Raw genomic sequence first — 16,956 nt, forward strand, 5'->3', positions numbered from 1 at the left:
AGGCATTCGCCTCCCGATACTCACGAAGCGACCCCCAGCGAAGCAGTCATTCTTTTCCAATTTTTAGGGAAAACTTCCTGAACGTAATCGAACAGCGCACCATCACTGGTCCCAGCAAGCGTCATGTCTCGGGTCCCAAGGCTGTTCGACAATTTTCGGAGAATCGAATCATGGTGCTGGACAGTGGTCGAAGCCCAATGCTTGCTCTTGATGCCATCCGCTATGATGCTTTCAATGAGCGGCCTGTCAGCCTCGGTCGAAGCAGTAGGTATGCGCCCAGTAACAATGGCACCATCTGGGGCGTCCGGGGCACGTCTGCTAGCAGATGAACCGCCACGATGTTTTTGAAGGGCCCGCAACGCAATACCCACATGCTTGTTCGTCTTGAAGACCGAACTGGAGAGGTGGTTCAAGGCAACATCATCACTCCCTTTGAGCGACTGGCCGCGCTCCCCGAGATAATTCGCCGCCTTGTAGAGCATCTGGGTATATTTCTCGGCCGTCTCCGATGAGAGGTTCCGGCGTTTGGCAGTGCCCTTGACGACAGCGTAAATGTAGTCGCGATCCTCGATAGACACGTTGGGAGGAGGTTTACGGCCGGGCCGCCGGTCGAGCATCGCCGTAACGGCCGATCCCGCCGCTTGCAATTGCCGTTCAAAGACCTCTTGTTCCGGCCGCAGATCTCCCGAGACGTCTTGTTGTACCGGTGAAGACGCTGCCACACTGGATAGGTGACGATCGTGCGGGTCCACGCTTGCCTCACGTCCACAGTCACTTAAGCTTTCGAGAACCTGACGGAGCCGTGGTTTGTGCCAAGTGGCATTCGTCGCCCGCTCTATCGTTGGTCGCCGCAAGCCGAGCAATGGCCGCGATCAGGAGCGCGGGCAACATGGCGACCAAATTGACAAGCCTGATGCCGGAGAGATCGTTGCGAGAGGTATGCTCTTTCAGGCGTTCCAGCGCCGCTGACACGTGACGCCCACGGCGTCCAGAGCCGATTTTCCCAGCCTGCAACCTTATGAGTCCGGCAGGAAGATAGATTTCAGTTCCGGCTCGATCAACCATTTGACCACTATCGCGATGCGATCGTTGATAGCGGGCACGTTGAAGCGAGACGGAAGCCCGCGCCCAACGGAACCTCTCAACCATAAAATATTCCATCGTGCTGATTCCATGACGTGTCATTATTTCAGCAATTGTTGAAAGAGCTCGTTTTAGGATGAAAATGTTCATATTTTCGAATTCGGCCGAAAGGATATTCGTTGAGGTCCAAGATCACATAAGACGCTAGGTCTCGGGGCGGTACTGATAGTTGGCGTTCGGCGATTAGTGGCGCCGAACGAGCATCGCTTATCACGCATACAGCAGCGATATGAGCCGCAGCAATTTCTCGTCGCGACGTTTCGACATTTAATGATCGCGCATAACGCAGACCGCCGGCACACGAATTTTAGTCGCGCGGGTCGTCCACTTGGAAACGGATCCCTTGCTCCGGCAGGAGGGCGATGGCGTCCTCATCGGCAGCCCCTCAGAGGATGTCGGCATCCGCTTGCACGTCCTTGGACCAGATCGGTTCGGAACTGCCAACAGAGACCGAGTTGAATGTCCTCTATCGCATAGTGGACACGCTGCTGGCTTTACGTGACGTTCGCGTCTCGACTCGTTGGTCAGGTGGCGGGCTTCCGGCCCAAGTTCTGCGCGACATGTTGCGCTTTCCAACGGAGCGCAGGAAAGGCTTCGATGCGTTTTTTTACATCGTCGTTTACAGGAAGCGTATCGACTTCGATGCTTCCGCGGTCGTAGAGCGCGTCGAGGAAGGCCAGCTCCCTGTCATTGTGCTTGAAGAGCGGCGCCAGTCTTTCTTGACATTCCGCTAGGATCCGGTCGCACCACTTATTGGGGCTGCCCTCCGCCTCGAACATGCCGTTCTTGACCACGGACAGCAGCTTGTTGTTCAGGTCGTTGAGATCGTATTTGTAGTCCTTTAGCGACACCGTGCGCCAATCCAGATCTCGGGATGCGGCGCCGATCGCAAGCGCTCCGACCTTAACTTGGGCCCAATCGATGTTATCGCTCTGCAGTAGCCTCCAGGCGTCGTAGAGATCGCGCGAAGCCCGCCGGGCCACCAGGGCAACGATCTTGCCGGCGGCGATTTCGTGGAGGTCGACTACGCCGACATTCCTCGCTTCGTAGTCGCCAAGCTTTGCGGAATTCATCCTCTCCCAGCCGAAGAACGGCGTCCGGAAGAGATAGTTCACGTCCACTTCCAGCGTGCCTGGCCGCCGATAGGCCGAGATGTACCTGAAGCGCCACTTGCCGCCGGCGTGTTGACCGGAAGGATCGCGGCCGATTTCGTAACCCTTGCTCTGCAGGAGCGCGGGAAGGCGCGTGTTGATGATCTTGGAATCCCGCAGCATGGCTTCTCTATCCGCGGCACCGACGTAGTTCAGATCGTTGTCGACGGAAAGCCGGTCGAGTGCGAGATAGAACAAGTTGAGCGCGGTGCCGCCTTTGAGTGCGAGCAGCTTCCCGAGCTCGCGGTCATTCGCGATCTGGTGGAGCACGTCGATCAACCGGATGACGCGCTCGATCGAGGCCGGTTGGAACGAGACATCGGTGGCAATCTTTTCGAGGCGTTCGAGCGAGATCACGGCATCATCTCCGGTGACATCCCTTCGAAGGACGGGTTGAGGAAATCCGAAGGCAGGACGACGTTCCAGGCTTCAATCGCATGGCCTTTGGCGTCGCTTCCCAGCGCGGGCCGCGGTGCCGGCGGGGCGGCACGCTTCAGTTCGTCTAGTACCTGCTTGTCGACGAAGAGATCGTCTTTCCGGCTCTCAAGCCAGGCACCGCACACGCCGACGAGCGTCTGGTTGTCGCGACCGAGCGCGAACTTCGCGAATTTGCCAACGTCGAACGCCTTGACGCTGTGGAGCGCGTTTGCGAGTTCCTCGACGCCGCCGGTCAGGTCCGGGCGATCAATGCAGTCGACGAGTGTTCGCTCGACGCCGGTCGCGATAACGTCGAGACCGCGGCGATCCATCGTGATCGTGCCAGACATTTCCTCGGAGCGACGGCGCAGCGAGGCGGGTTGCGCGACGAACCTGACGGGACCAACGAGCGTTTTTATCTCGCCCGGGCGACCTCCGCTGAGGAGTTGGGTCTGAGACCTTTCCGAATAGGCGAGCCCGTGCAGTTCGAGTGCGGTGTGGTACGCGACGACACCATCGGCGCGTATGCGCGATGCGACCAAAATCCGGTCGGGATGGAAGTTCGCTGGATTCAGGTGCGGCGGGACGAAAGCATACACACCTGGCGCGACGTGGCGTATTCGTCCTGAGGCGGCGTGGTACTTAAGCAATGAGTCGGACGACGAGAGTGGCTGGCCGGGAGATACGGTTTCGCGGAACTCGGTCCGGGTGAAGACCGGATGTGAAGATAGAAACCTTTCAACCTTCCCTTTCGGTCCAACCATCGGTGCGCTCCTTAGGGTATATTATACCCCAGATATTACAACGCGCAAGGAAAAGTGCATTTCAATGCATGATTTAAGGTATATAATACCCTAAACTCTACAACAATAAGCGCGGCGGAGTTCGAACCGGAGGTGCTGTCCGTACTTAAGTCCCGGTGTCCTAGATTGAATTTGAGAGTGTCCTAGTTCGGATTAGGCGACGGAAACTGTAGCTTGGCCGTTGTTCTCGGTAGGACTACTAAGCCGCCCGATCGATGTTCTGCCCATGTCCGGCCTTTGATCCAGATTACAGGATTTAATCTTGGAGAACGAACCAGGGGAAACGGAACGTGATACGCTATCGCTATCACCGACCGAGGCTCTGCCCGTAGGCGTCGGTGGCTGAGAGACTGAGAGCGCTCCCCCCTGCATAGGTGATGGAGCGCGGCCATGCCCGACCACCTTCAATCAGCGCATCGCGAAATGCAGGTTCAACATTTGGAGCAAGCGGAACGGCACGTTGCGCAAGGCGAGAGACACATTGCCGAGCAAGAGGAACGTATAGAGCGGCTCGCCGGTCATGGTCACGACCTGAAGGAAGCTAAGAAACTGCTCGATAACTTTTACTCGTGCCAGGTACTGCACGTTTAGCACCGGGACCGCATCCTCAGAGAACTGGGAGAGTAAAGGCCGCCTCGGTTGGCGGCCAATTAGCGCGCGATAAATTTCCTAGCGTGGCACAAACTGCACTTTGGTTTGCCGAATATCCGGAGTTAGACTTCAACCCCACGCAGGGGTTGTGTCATGACCAAATGACCTACTTTGTAGGGCGACCATTGTGGTGCTGGGACTGTGCCCAATTGCTATCGCTGCGTTTGCAATATTCATGTGAGATCGAGACGCCTCAGTTGGCGGCCTCTTTCAATATGGGGGCGGTTTTTCTGTGAGGGTCACCAACGGCTTCTCAAAGAAACTAGATCACCATGCCGCAGCCGTGAGACTGTACGTGGCTCACTATAATCTCTGCCGTACATGAGGCGTTGCGCACTACGCCAGCAGTCGCGCTTGGTATTGCTGAGCGCGTGTGGACTATCGGGGATTTGCTGGATGCGGTGTTGCCGCTGGAGCCGAACCGGCCTGTCCTAGTAACGCGCAACTTCACTGTGATTGAGGGAGGTCGCGATTAAGCGACCTCACTCGTCATGAGTGGCGGCGTGATTGAACGCCCCTAGCGGCAACCACGCGAATGAACCGCGCCACATGGTACGGTGAGTAGTTGCCGCGACAACCTCCGGACCTTGCATAGGCCTATGCCACTTTTCCCGAATGGTTCCGCAAGGTCCCCGGTCCTAATTCAGCTCCGTGGACCGCCTTCTAATTATCGTCAGCCGAGCCACGACGGCCGCTTCGGTACGGCCGATCTTCTGCGCGATCTCGCGCTGCGTTAGCGCGGTCTCCCGGATCAACTGCAACAGCTTTTGCTCTTCCTCAGCGGACCATGATCCTGCCGGCATGGAACTCTCCAAAATTATTCCGTGATGAAATGTCAGTAGGAATTGCAGATTCCGTGAACCGCGTCTGCCCGGTGTTTTCCGGGTTGTCCTAATTTGTTCTTCCGAGTGTCCTAACTAGTGGCTCTGCACAGTGATTATGACTCTTTGGAAGTCGCGGGATAGGCGCGGCCCATTTTGGTGCGGGCCTTGTCTGTTATGAACATCCATTTGATGCGAGAGCGGGCGGCATTTCGCTTCCGTTCCCAAGCGGCGATTTCGCGGCGCAACCGCTTGGGGGCGTCGATTCTGCGATTGAGGCACTGGCCCCGCAGGACGCCGATCTCGATCTCGACCATGTTGAGCCAGCTTGCGTGCTTGGGCGTGTAGTGGAACTCGAGCCGCCGCAAAATCCGCCTGGCTTCGGCGGGCGGGAAGGCCTGATACAGGGCGCCGGCGGAGTGGGTCGATAAATTATCCTGGACGACCCGGATGATCTCGGCGTCGGGATAATGGATGTCGACGAGGTCGCGCATGCAGGAGGCATAGTCTTCAGCCGCGCGCCGCTCAGTGACTTTGACCTTGCGCCAGGGACGATGCACGTCGAGGAATACGAAGAGATTGACCGTGCCGTTGCGACGGTACTCGTAATCGTAACGTTCGAGCTGGCCGGGCTCGGCCGGAATCGGTTGACGCGCCTCGCCGATGAGCTGCACCGGGCTTTCGTCGAAGCACACCACCGGCCGCTTGGGATCTGGCGCCTCGGCGTAGAGGTCGAGCACGTCCTCCATACGGGCGACGTATTCGCCGTCGATCTGCGGAATGCACCACATGTCCCTGCGCCAGGGCTTGAGGCCATTTTCGGCCAGGCGCCGCCGAACCGTCTCATGCGACAGGCTCTTGTGTTCGGTGAGCTTGACCATCGCACCTGCCAGCAGCTCAAGCGTCCAGCGGGCCCGGCCTTCTGGCGGACTGGCGCAGGCCGTCGCCACCAACAAGGCTTCTTCCTTGACCGTGAGTTTGCGCTCCGCTCCGGGCCGCGGCTCATCGCTCAGCGCCCGCTCCAGATTGCCTTCCACGAAGCGGCGCTTGGTCCGGTACACGGTCGAGCCGCCCACGCCGACGCTCCGCGCGATCTCCTCATCGCTGCCGCCGGTGTCGGCAGCCAGCAAAATCTGCGCGCGCTTGAGCTTACGGGACGCATGCTTGCCGCCGCTGAGCAGCGCCTTGAGTTCCGTGCGCTCGATTTGGCTGAGGTCGACCCGATAGCGTACATTCATGGCATGCCTCCGTGTTCGAGGCACGCACCAACAACTGAATCGGATGGCCGGCGTGAGTCCTTCGGCAAAACCCTTCACGCCCACACAGGGGCAGTACCTGGCCTTCATCCACCTCTACACGCGCCTGCACCGCAGACCCCCGGCCGAAACCGACATGCGGGAATACTTCCGCGTTAGCCCGCCCTCGGTTCACCAGATGGTGCTGACGCTGGAACGGGAGGGCCTCATCAGACGGCAGCCAAGGACCCCTCGCAGTATCGAGGTCCTCGTTGATCCAAAACACCTGCCGGAGCTACTCTGACCGCCAGACGCAACCCGTCAAAATCACTGTGCAGAGCCGCTAGGATAGCACCGAACCAGATGTGCTATCAGCCGAAGGCGAACCTGGCCGGCGCTGTTCGCCGATCAGCATGAGGTCCGGATGGTCATCTTTGCGCCGGCTCCAGGGCGGTCTCGGCTCATGCTGCCTCCATCCGTCGCATCGGGACTGCGGCGTTGCGCCGGATCGGAGCGACAGCAGCGCGCAGCCACCTCCCGCGCGTTTCAGGCAGGTGCACGCTGGCCTCCCCCCGCAGCGTCGCTGCGGTAGCGTCTGGTCGAAGTCTGGTAGTACTGCGCACGGATGGCCGCCGTGGCCTCGATCAACGGTCCCCACGGCGCGGGAAAGCGTTCTTCCGCCATCACCCGGTGCAGCATGCGCGTATGGCCGGCCAGTTCGTCGTTGAGGAACTCCATCACAGGCATAGCCGGAAAACGCTGCAGCAGCAGGATCGCCGCGTTGTCGGCCTCGCCGGCCGACCTGTCCTTGTCGCGTCCGTGCAGATCGTTCTGCAAGCGCCCTATCACGGAGATGAGCCGCAGGACTTGGCGAAACGCCGGACGCGCGCGCAAGGTGGCCATGTCCAGCCCCCAAAGCAACGACAGGCAGCAGAACACGTTCGCGTAAGCGATCGAATCGATGCCGTTGTGCAGGTACTCGGCGTAGGACCAGCGTTCCGCCCCTGCCGCCTGCGCGTGTCCGGCGCGCAGCGCCGCGCAGTAGCGCCGGGTATCGACGAGAAGTTGAGCATAGTCGCGAGGATCGTAGGCGAGCGCGGCCAGCGAAGCGCGCAGCACGGCGCAGCCCTCGAATCCGGGGAGCGCGCACGGCACGCCCTGCCCCAGCGCCTGCTCTACCGCGGCGAGCTGCTCCGGCGCGATCAGGCCAAGGTCGTTGCAATCGTCGAGCCAGAACAGCAGCGCCAGTTCGCGATAGAACGCCACGATCAGCGTTTCGTCCTGCGGATCGCGGCCGGTGCGGGCGCTGGTGTCGCGCAGGTTCGCCTGGATGCGCTGCAAAATGTACTGGCCACCCCTGACCGCTTCCACGGCATGCTCGTCGGCGAAGGCGGTCAGGGAACGCCCCCACTCCAGCACCTGCTGCAGCGCGCGGGCTGTCTTCATCATTGCGCCGCTCCTGCTTCCTCGGTCAGGACGCGCTGCCCCCAACGAAGCGCCAGCAACAAGCCGGCGAGTTCGGCAACGCGCACGACGCGGGTGGGGCAATACAGTTCCTTGCCGATCCAAAGCGGCGTCTGCGGCAATGCACGCGCCGCATAGCGGGCGAGCATCCACTCCAGCGCACGCGCCACCGTCTGCGCGATGCGCCGGCGCCCTGTCGGCTCTTCGCTCCCGTCCATTACGGACAACGCGAACAACGCGTAGGCAGTTTCCTCGAATGTGGACGCGCGACCGGCGCCCCAGCCGCCATCGTCGCGCTGCGTCTGCAGCAGCGCCGCCAACGCGCGCTCGTCACGCCAAGGCTTGCCTTGCGCCAGCGCAGCGGCCGCATGCGCGGTGGGATACAGCCACGAAACGTGCCATTTTTCGTTGTCCCATAGACCGTGCCGGTTGCGATTGGCTTCGACGTAGGCGCTGGTGCCGAGGGCGGGCTTTCCCGACAGTCGCAACGCGTGCAGGGCATGGATGTTGGTCGACACCGAGGCATTGCGCTCGCCGGGGAAGGTGACGAACAGCTCGCCGGTTTCGAAATGGCGCAACGCATCGACGGCTGGGTCGCGGCCTGCAAGGCGCAGGACGCACAAGGCAACGGCGGTGTCGTCCGCATCGGCCGCGAAGTGCAGGGCCGGCCCCAGACCGCGCGCGTCCAGGCGGGCGTCGAGCTGCGCGACGATGACGCGCACAGCCTCGGCGAGCGCGGGATGCGCGAACAGCCCAGCCAGATGCAGCGTGTACAGCGACCAGCATGGCTCGAAAACATTGATCGGCCAGACGTTGGGAACGACACCTTCGATGCCGCTGCGCGTCGCCCGCGATGCCGCCTGCAGATACGCGTCGGCGCGCCCGACCTGCGGCGTGCTCCCCTGTATCACGGCGTGCGCACGCCACGCGGCGGTCGCTGTCGGACTGATGCCGATGCTGCCGTCCTGATCCGGGCATGCGGTGGTCGGCGACCTCCCCCAGGCTTCCCAGGAGTGCAGCAACGGATGGCCGCTCGGCAGCCTCGCCATTGCCCCAAGCTTGACCAGGCGCGCTTGCCGCAACGGCAACAGAGCGGGGTGGCGCGGAAACGCCACGCCGCCCGGCAAGGATGCGGCCTCGTCGCATAACTGCGGCAGGATCAGCTCCGCGCCGATCGGCGCATCTTCCGGCACCGCATGCGCGTAGGGATCGGGCTGGCGCTGGAGGAATCGGATCGCGGCCTGGACTGCGTCGGCAGCGCCGGGAAGATGATCGGCCCGCTGCAATGCCAGCAACGCCGCCCAGGTGGGCGCATGGCGGAACAGCGGGAAGTCCGCGCTTCCCCATCCGCCATCGCCCTGTTGCTGCGCGATGAGCCACGCGTATGCGTGCTGCCGACAGGCGACGTTGCCGTGGAACTGCAGAGCTCGCGCCGTGTCGTAGACGGACGGGCCGACGCTGCCGCCATCGGTCATCTCGCACAGCAGGTGGCGCAATTCGGAAAGGATCTGTTCGGACAGCGCGTTCACGCAGGATATTCCTTCTGCAGACGGTCGACGAAAGCCAGGATCCGGCAGATGCGGCCCGTAGCCAAAGGGCCGCCTAGGCTTGCACAGCGCCTCCGTGGACGCCCGTGCTTGGCGAAGAATAGCGATCTCGGACTCAGACACGGTGCAGCATGCACCGCTGCCGCCGGCCGATCGCAGCGGCAAAGGTGCCGCTCCATGCGAGCGGGCGCTTATGCGCATGGCGCGTGCTTGAACAGATACGCATCGGCCCGCTGCAGCATTTGCGCTAGCCGTTCCGAACGCGGCCCCAGCGCGGCGATGGCCTCCCCGGCATCGCGCAACAGGTCCGGTACGAACTGGCGCGCTGCCTTTAGCCCCATGATCGACGCACAGGTCGGCTTCTGCGCCGCTGCATCCTTGCCAGGAGTCTTGCCCAGCGTCGCGATATCCGCTGTCGCGTCGAGAATGTCATCGATCACCTGCAAGGCCAGCCCGAAACAGGCGCTGTAGCGATCGAGCGCATGGTACAGCGCAGCGTGGGCGGCATCCTCTGCTATGGCGCATAGCGCGCCCATGCGAACGGAGGCGCGCACCAGCGCTCCGCTCTTCATCCGGTGCATCGCCAGGACCCTGTCCAGCGCGACGTGCTTTCCAACGAGCGACAGGTCCATGGCCTGCCCGCCTGCGGCCCCCTCGGCGGACACGGCCTGCGCCAGTTCGCGCACGAGCGCGATGCGCTTGTCGGGCGGCGCATCCAGACTCGCCAGGGTCAGGAAGGCGTGCGCCTGCAGCGCATCACCGACCAGGATAGCAGTGGCTTCGCCGTACTTGATGTGCACGGTCGGAAGGCCGCGGCGAAGCACGTCATCGTCCATCGCGGGCAGGTCGTCGTGCACCAGGGTACAGGCGTGCATCATCTCGATGGCGGCACCGATGTCGTCCAGCGCGTGCGCCGGCGCGTCGGCCAGTTCGCCGGCAGCCAGACAGAGCAAGGCGCGGATGCGCTTGCCGCCTTGCAAGGTGGCGTAGCGCATCGCCGCCATCAGTTCGGTCTCACCGTCGTCTTCGGCGCAGAGAAGACCGGCCAGCGCCTGTTCGACCCGCTTTGCGCCGTCCTGCATCCAGATCTCCGGCAGCAGTCTGCCGGATGCACCGGGCGCCTGCGGGTCCAACGCGCCGAGGGCGGAAACGCCAGCTCGGCGATCCTGTAGCGTGGAATCGGTCTGCTTGTTGTTCATGTCCGCGTACCTGACAGGAGATAGCCACGCCGAGCCGCGGCGGTATTGCCGGCGTCGCACGGAAGCGCGCTGCTGCAGTAATGCGCGCGTCGCTGGCGCTGCTGCCGGGTCCTGCAACGCCAGCTCATGAGAATGCGATGCGGCTAGTCATGGACGGATGTGCGGTCGGGTAGTAGCGCCGGCCTTTTTCGACGGCGCTCAGCAACCGCGGCCGCACTCCGGCCTTGTGCATGGTCAGCGCCAAGGCAATGGAGAACTGCACCAGTTCCAGCCATGCCAAATGGTAGCCCATGCAGACGTGTGGGCCGGTACCGAACTGCAGCATGTCCGTCGGCCGGATCGGCTCGGAGCGTTGCAGCCACCTCGCCAAGCGGAACTGATCGGGCGCCTCGTGCAGCCGCGCCGAGGTCGAGAAATGCAGCAGCGGAATGCACAGATCGGTGCCCGCGGGAATGCGCCGTTGGCCGAGTCGCAATTCACGCAGTGCGCGGCGCACCAGGAGCGGCGCCGGCGGATGCAGGCGCAGCGTCTCGCGGAACAGCGCCTCGGCGACCGGACACTGCGCTAGGTCGGCGTGCCGGGTCGGTACCGCGCCCACACGTTGCGCCTCCTCGACCAGGGCGTCCCACACGAGAGGCTGCCGCGCCAGCTCGATCACCATCCATGCCATCGTCGAGGCGGTGGTGTCGTGACCACCAAGCAGCAGCAAGCGGATATTGGCAACCAGGACGTCATCGGAGAGCACATCGTCGCTGCGATCAAAGGCGCTCACCATGTCGTTGATCAACCCGGTGCGCGCGGCGTGTTCGCGCGCGGCGCGGACGAACTCGCGCAACCGCGCGTCGATCCAGTCGCGGGCGGCGCGGCCGCGCCGCAAGGGCAGCCCGGGCAGGTCGAGCGGGGGCGCTATGATCAACTGTAGCAGTTGCTGGTACTTGCGATGCCATCCTGGCAGCTCCTGCGTGGGGATACCCATAAGGCTGAAGATGAGCTTGAGCATCAGGTCGCCGGTTTCGCGTAGGATGGCTACCTCGCCGCGGTCGCGCCACGCCTGCACTCGCGCCTCGATGATGGGCGCTAACAGGTCGCCGATGCTGGCCTCGGTCAGTCCCGTTGGCAGGAACGCCGCCTGGATCGCATCGCGTGCCTGCCGGTGCGCGCCGCCGTCCTGTGCGACCAACGTTCCGCGGAACAGTTCGGGCGCGATTTCTTCAATCAGCGCCGAGGTCACGTCCTTGTGCCGGAGCAGTCCGAACGCATCCGGATCCAACCAGGTCATCATCTGTCCGACAGGGCCGAAATCCAACCAGAAGTGGCTGCCCAGAGTCCGTTCCGCGTGCCGCAGCAGGCGCGGCAGGTTGCAGACGATCGCGGGAAGATGCCCGATCATGGGGAAAGCGCCGGACACGACCGGGATGTCGTGCCGCAGCCGATGCCGACGGTTCAGCGGGTTGAGCAGCATGTCCATCAGCAGCGCCGGGACGCGTCCGCTTCGGCTGTCTTGCCGGAAGGCCGCGCGGCGCGGCTGTTGCCCCCATCGGCGTACGTCGGCACATGCGCCAGCATGCCGCCGTCGATGCACACGACCTGGCCAGTAATGAACGCAGCATCGTCGGAGAGCAGGAACGCCACCAGCGCGGCCACGTCGTCGGGGCGGCCGACGCGCGGCAGGAGCTGGTGCTGGCGCAGATGCCATTGCGTGCACTCGTCCAGTTTGGCGAGGAGACGATCGGTCATGATGAGACCCGGAGCAACCGCGTTGCAGCGGATCTGCGCATGACCGTACTGGGTAGCAAGCGAGGCCGACAGCATGTTCATCGCCGCTTTCGACGCGGCGTAGGCTGTCAGTGCGGTGTCACCGCTAAGCCCCTGGCACGACGACATGTTGATAATCGCGCCACCGCCACGGGCGATCATCCGCGGGACGGCCTGCCGGCAGCAGAGCAGCGTGCCGCGAAGATTGGTCGCCATGGTCTGATCCCAAACCGCCAGGTCCAAGTCGAGGATCGCGCGGTCGCGCGGCGTCAGATCCATGGCGCTCGCGTTGTTCACCAGCAGGTCGACCCCACCGAAGTGCCGCTCCGCCGTCGCGAACAGCGCTGCCACCGCCTGCGCATCGGCGATGTCCATGGCGAAGGCCAGCGCGTGGCCCGCTTCGGCCGCGATCTTTGCGGTGCAGGCGATGGCCGCCGAGCCATCAATGTCGGCTACCACCACGCTGCCGCCCTCGCGCGCGATAGCGATGGCGCACGCCTTGCCGATACCGGCGCCGGCGCCGGTCACTACGGCCACCTTGCCTTCAAACCGTCCCATCGTGTCTCCCTGGATTGCGTTGGTCTTTCGCGGCATGCCGCTCGGCCTCCGCCTGTGAAGGCGCAGGGTCGGCGTTGGCGCTCTCGTCGTCACCAGCGTCGCGTTCGATGAGCCGAATGGCGGCGACCGGGCACTGGCTGGCCGCGAGCCGCACGGCGGCGTGCAGCGCCTGCGGGACGGTCGTCACGCACACTTCGGCCACGCCGTCCGGTTCGCGCTGGCGAAAGGTCCCCGGCAGCGTCAGTGCGCACTGCCCGGTGGTTCCGCATAGATCCTGGTCGACCACGACGCGCATCTCAGTCCGCCTGCGCATGCAGCCGCACCGGCAGCGCGCGGAACGTCTTGAGGAACGCGGAGGGCTCCCTGGTCGGCTGCCCGGCCAATGCCAGCGTGGGGAAGCGCGCCTGGATCCGCGGCAGGCTCTCGGCCAACTGCACCCGGGCCAGTTGCGCACCGAGACAGAAGTGAATGCCGTGGCCGAAGCTCAGCATGATCTTCCCGTCGCTCGACATGCCTGGACTGGTACCGTAGAACCGCGCGGGATCGAAGCGATCGGGATCGGGGAAGGCGTCGGGGTCGCGATTGCCGGACGCGATCAGCACGCGCACATCCGCGTTCTTCGGGATCACCACGCCGCGCAATTCGATGTCATGCTGGGCGATACGCGGAATGGAGCTGAACATGGCGGGCGCATCGCAGCGCAGGACTTCCTCGACGAAGGCCTTCACCCCCACGGCGTCTTTCTGCAGCCAGTGCCGCTGTTCGGGATACGCCAGCATCGCCAGGATCGCATGGTCGATGGTCGCAGCAGTGGTGGCGAACCCGCCCAGCAGCATGCCCCACAGCATGCTGATGAGCTCCGCATCCGACAATGTGTCGGCATCGTCGTCGTGTGCGCCGACCAGCATCGACACGATGTCGCGGCGGGGATCGGTGCGCTTGCGTTGTATGAGATCACCGAAGTAGGCCTGCACCTTGGCGCTGGCCGCGTCCGCCGCGGTCAGCTGGGGATCGCTGGCGTGCGGGCTCAGGCCTTCCAGAATGGCGCCGACGCTGGCGGAGAGGGCGAACACGTCGTCCTGGGGCATGCCGAACAGTCCGGCGAAGACCAGCATGGGCAAGGCCAGCGCGAATTCCCGATGCAGGTCCACCGCCTCCCCGCGCTCCAGCGCGGGCGCCACGCCGTCCAGGCGCGCTGCGACGATGCGCGCGATGCTCGGCCGCAGCTTGTCGATCTGGCCGATGGTGAAGTCGCGCGAGATCAGCCTGCGCAGACGCGTATGGGTCGGCGGGTCCTTCATCGCCAGCGTGGACGCCAGCAGATTGAGCGACAGGCTGGTCGCGGCACGCGGGAAATAGCGCGCCAGTTCGCCCGGCGCCGGTCCCCGAAACGCATCGCCCGTGGCCTCGAGCGCCCAGCAGATGTCGGCATGGCAGCTCAACAGAAAGAGGCCTGACGCCGCGCGATGCACTGGATCGTGCTCGCGCAACCACCGCATGAACGGATACGGGTCGTGGATGCACGCTGGCGAAGCCAGTTCGGCAAAGGCGTCGCGGCATGCTGCCGTGGTTTCTTGCACGTCCATCTTGATTACCTGTTGGCCGGCTGATCTGACCGGCGCGTGCCAGGCGCGCCGGCAATTGCGAAACAAGATCGCGATCCCCGGCGGCCTCCCTGCATCACCAGAGCACCGGCAACTCCTCGAACCCGCCAGTGATGATCTCCTTGCGCAACCGCAGTTCTTCGGGCGCCACGGCCAGGCGTAGCGCGGGAAAGCGCTGGAAGATCGAACCGAACACCACCTTGAGTTCCAGCCTGGCCAGCGCCGCGCCGATGCAGGCGTGCGGCCCGCAGGAGAACGCCAGGTGCGGCTGCTCGTCGCGTCCGATGTCGAAGATTTCCGGGTCGTCGAAATGGCGCAGATCGAACGACGTCGACGGCAGGCCGACCAGTACCTTGCTCTCCGCGGGAATATGCACGCCCGCGATGGTCACATCGGTCCTCGGATAGCGCATGATGCCGTCCCAGCCGGCACCTGGCGGGTACATGCGCAGGATTTCCTCCACTGCCTTGTCCACCAGGGATGGATCGCCGACCAGGCGTTCGCGCTGTTGCGGATGGCGGAACATGGCCAGCAGGCCGAATTCGATCTGCGCAGCGGTGCTCTCGTGTCCCGCCACCAGCATGCCGGCCGCGAGGCCGAGAGCCTCTTCCTCGCTCGCCTTGCCTTGGTCGACCGCCGCGAGCAGATCCGTCAGCAGGTTGTCGCCCGGATACTGGCGCTTGTCCCGCATCTTGCCGCGAATGTAGGCGCGCAGTTCCTCCCAAGCCAGGCGCGACGCGCTGCGCGGGCCGCTTTCATGCTGGTGCGTCATCACCTCGTCGGACAGGTTGGCGAAAAAGGCGTGATCCTCGTAAAGGACGCCAATCAGGGCGCTGATGACCATGGCCGGAAGCGGAAAGGAGAGGTGGCGTCGCAGGTCGGCGGGCTGGGGCTGCGCCGCCAGCGTCTCGAACAATTGCGCGGCGATCGCCTCGACCTGCTGCGCCAGCAGCGTCAGCCTGCGGTTGCTGAAGGCCGGGGCCACGATCCGGCGTAACCGGGCATGCTCGTCGCCCTCGTGCGAGACCAGCCAACCCGGCGAACCGAGAATCACCGAATCCGGGGTGAATGCCACCGGCGGCATTCCCGCGGGCCGGAACGCCGCGTCGGACAGCACCGCCTTAGCCTCGTCATAGCCTGTCACCCACCAGCCTTCGTGTCCGGACGGGAAGCGCACGCGGTGGATCGGACCGTTGGCGCACAGCGCCAACATCTCGGGCGAGGGCGCGATGTGATCGACGCGCCACATCGGCAGCGTCGGCAGGGATGGTTCAGACATGGTGGACTTCACTCTCTAAGCGATGGAAGGGCGGAAGGTGACCGGCAGACGCCGCCGTAGACGAAGTCCTTCGCGGCGATCGTCAGCGACAGATCCTCCAGCAGCACGAGCGGCGCGAGGAAGACGCATCGCAATTCCAGGCGCGCCAGCGCACCGCTCAGGCAGAAATGCGCCCCTAGCCGAACGACAGGTGCATGTTGTGCCGCCGCATGATATCGAACCTGTCGGCATCGCCATAGATCGACTGACCGTAGGGATTGGTGAAGGAGGCTCGAGGTACCCGCCACCGACTTGTCCGCCAATATTGCCTCCGGACCAGTCGCACACTTCCGGTCGCAGTTTCACTGTGGCTCCCAAAGGAAGAACTCTAGACCGCATCCAACGCTTCCCTGCATTTTCTCGGTCCACAACCGAACGCCAAGTCATCGCCATAGCAAACCGTCGGAACAGACCAAACGCGAACAGCGACGCGCACCGTGTCCGTCCCGAAGACCATCACACTGTGATTGGTGATGATGCCAAGAACAGAGCAAATCGCGTGCCGAGCTGAATTCGCAGGCTCAGCTGGCACTTTCTAGTGGCGCGTAGTGTCAGGTTTCTGGCATTGAGTCTCAATGCCGACAACCGGCGCAGCAAGTGCCCGACAAAGGCCCGCTCTCGAGCTGAATGTGCGGGGCGGGCCTTGCGCGATATCAAGCATCCGGATTGGCTGCAGCAGGTGTGGTTCGCCGGAAACCACTCCGGTGTCGGCGGTAGTTATACGGGAAATGAAGCCCGCCTCTCCGGCATCTCGGCTGGGTTGGATGACGCATGCGGCCGAGAATTTTCCCGACCGCAAGGCGCCCAGCCGCTTCGGCATCATCGCCGCGTCGCGCCGGTCGGTTTTATCCCGATCCCGGCCTTCATCGGGATCGGGGGCCACCACGATGCAGTTGTGCCCCCAGTCCCGTCAGTTGTCGATGCAGGCCATATCCGCAGGGACCGGCTTCGTAGCAAAACTTACCTGCCGGTCATCCTTGCCAAGCTTCTTCGCCAGCTTGTCGATCTGATTGGCGCGATTGGGGATGCTCTCCAAGTTACGAACTTCCCCGCCGCGCATCCCTTCGGCCACCGCAACCGAAATCGTCGCCTTGTGCACATCCAGCCCACGAAAATGCTATCGTTCATCAGGCCCGCTGCCCATGCTTGCGGCTCGGCGCCGGACCATCCGGCGTAACCCTCGATAGGAGCTTGCCGCGGGGCGGGCCGCCCGTCACCTCAGGGGCGAACATCGGGTCTAGTACGATTTCGATGTTGTTGGTGGTGGGTGCGCAATGAGCAAACGTATAC

16 protein-coding genes are annotated in these 16,956 nt (G+C 63.5%); 2 read left to right on the top strand and 14 right to left on the bottom strand.

Annotated elements, in window-relative coordinates; translation table 11 throughout:
• Positions 1-20 precede the first annotated feature (20 nt).
• The 6 genes from J2R78_RS06175 to J2R78_RS06200 all read right to left on the bottom strand — a co-directional run bounded on the left by J2R78_RS06175 (position 21) and on the right by J2R78_RS06200 (position 6,224).
• On the bottom strand, positions 21-752 hold the full coding sequence (locus J2R78_RS06175; RefSeq protein WP_253603430.1) for a hypothetical protein: 732 nt from the start codon (positions 750-752) through the stop codon (positions 21-23).
• Positions 753-771: 19 nt separating this feature from the next.
• Positions 772-1,233 (bottom strand): hypothetical protein, encoded by a 462-nt coding sequence (locus tag J2R78_RS06180; RefSeq protein ID WP_253603433.1) that lies wholly within the window; start codon positions 1,231-1,233, stop codon positions 772-774.
• 434 nt (positions 1,234-1,667) lie between these two features.
• Positions 1,668-2,651, bottom strand: a complete 984-nt coding sequence (locus tag J2R78_RS06185) for a nucleotidyl transferase AbiEii/AbiGii toxin family protein (protein WP_253603435.1) — start codon at positions 2,649-2,651, stop codon at positions 1,668-1,670.
• Positions 2,648-3,475 (bottom strand): transcriptional regulator, encoded by an 828-nt coding sequence (locus tag J2R78_RS06190; protein ID WP_069280036.1) that lies wholly within the window; start codon positions 3,473-3,475, stop codon positions 2,648-2,650. Before J2R78_RS06190 ends, J2R78_RS06185 begins: the two co-directional genes overlap by 4 nt.
• A 447-nt stretch (positions 3,476-3,922) precedes the next feature.
• Complete coding sequence (locus J2R78_RS06195) at positions 3,923-4,099, bottom strand: hypothetical protein (protein ID WP_253587777.1); 177 nt, start codon at positions 4,097-4,099, stop codon at positions 3,923-3,925.
• 1,003 nt (positions 4,100-5,102) lie between these two features.
• Positions 5,103-6,224 carry an IS630 family transposase gene (locus J2R78_RS06200; protein ID WP_253587778.1) on the bottom strand — a complete coding sequence of 374 codons (1,122 nt, stop codon included), beginning with the start codon at positions 6,222-6,224 and terminating at the stop codon, positions 5,103-5,105.
• A gap of 43 nt (positions 6,225-6,267) precedes the next feature.
• On the opposite strand from J2R78_RS06200, the gene J2R78_RS06205 reads away from it, so the two are divergent.
• Positions 6,268-6,525, top strand: a complete 258-nt coding sequence (locus J2R78_RS06205) for a LexA family transcriptional regulator (RefSeq protein ID WP_253587780.1) — start codon at positions 6,268-6,270, stop codon at positions 6,523-6,525.
• 242 nt (positions 6,526-6,767) lie between these two features.
• Here the strand turns inward: J2R78_RS06205 and J2R78_RS06210 are convergent, their stop codons facing one another.
• The 8 genes from J2R78_RS06210 to J2R78_RS06245 all read right to left on the bottom strand — a co-directional run bounded on the left by J2R78_RS06210 (position 6,768) and on the right by J2R78_RS06245 (position 15,627).
• Positions 6,768-7,670: a hypothetical protein gene (locus tag J2R78_RS06210; protein WP_069279847.1), complete on the bottom strand. Its 903-nt coding sequence runs from the start codon at positions 7,668-7,670 to the stop codon at positions 6,768-6,770.
• Positions 7,667-9,214, bottom strand: coding sequence for a hypothetical protein (locus tag J2R78_RS06215; RefSeq protein WP_253587782.1), 1,548 nt, complete (start codon positions 9,212-9,214; stop codon positions 7,667-7,669). The genes J2R78_RS06210 and J2R78_RS06215 overlap by 4 nt, the downstream gene beginning before the upstream one ends.
• A gap of 209 nt (positions 9,215-9,423) precedes the next feature.
• The gene (locus J2R78_RS06220; protein ID WP_069279845.1) at positions 9,424-10,431 is read right to left on the bottom strand and encodes a polyprenyl synthetase family protein; all 1,008 of its coding nucleotides are present in this window, start codon (positions 10,429-10,431) and stop codon (positions 9,424-9,426) included.
• A gap of 124 nt (positions 10,432-10,555) precedes the next feature.
• Positions 10,556-11,899 carry a cytochrome P450 gene (locus tag J2R78_RS06225; RefSeq protein WP_069279844.1) on the bottom strand — a complete coding sequence of 448 codons (1,344 nt, stop codon included), beginning with the start codon at positions 11,897-11,899 and terminating at the stop codon, positions 10,556-10,558.
• A complete protein-coding gene (locus J2R78_RS06230; protein ID WP_069279843.1) occupies positions 11,899-12,744 on the bottom strand; it encodes an SDR family oxidoreductase in 846 nt (281 codons plus the stop codon). The genes J2R78_RS06225 and J2R78_RS06230 overlap by 1 nt, the downstream gene beginning before the upstream one ends.
• Positions 12,731-13,039, bottom strand: coding sequence for a ferredoxin (locus J2R78_RS06235; protein ID WP_069279849.1), 309 nt, complete (start codon positions 13,037-13,039; stop codon positions 12,731-12,733). Before J2R78_RS06235 ends, J2R78_RS06230 begins: the two co-directional genes overlap by 14 nt.
• 1 nt (position 13,040) lies before the next feature.
• Positions 13,041-14,330: a cytochrome P450 gene (locus J2R78_RS06240; RefSeq protein ID WP_253603437.1), complete on the bottom strand. Its 1,290-nt coding sequence runs from the start codon at positions 14,328-14,330 to the stop codon at positions 13,041-13,043.
• 94 nt (positions 14,331-14,424) lie between these two features.
• Positions 14,425-15,627, bottom strand: coding sequence for a cytochrome P450 (locus J2R78_RS06245; RefSeq protein WP_069279842.1), 1,203 nt, complete (start codon positions 15,625-15,627; stop codon positions 14,425-14,427).
• Positions 15,628-16,309: 682 nt separating this feature from the next.
• Here J2R78_RS06245 and J2R78_RS06250 point away from each other — a divergent pair.
• Positions 16,310-16,843, top strand: coding sequence for a hypothetical protein (locus J2R78_RS06250; RefSeq protein WP_375166986.1), 534 nt, complete (start codon positions 16,310-16,312; stop codon positions 16,841-16,843).
• The last annotated feature ends 113 nt before the right edge of the window (positions 16,844-16,956 follow it).

The organism is Bradyrhizobium sp. USDA 4538, from assembly GCF_024171045.1.
Classification (GTDB): Bacteria; Pseudomonadota; Alphaproteobacteria; order Rhizobiales; family Xanthobacteraceae; genus Bradyrhizobium; species Bradyrhizobium australafricanum.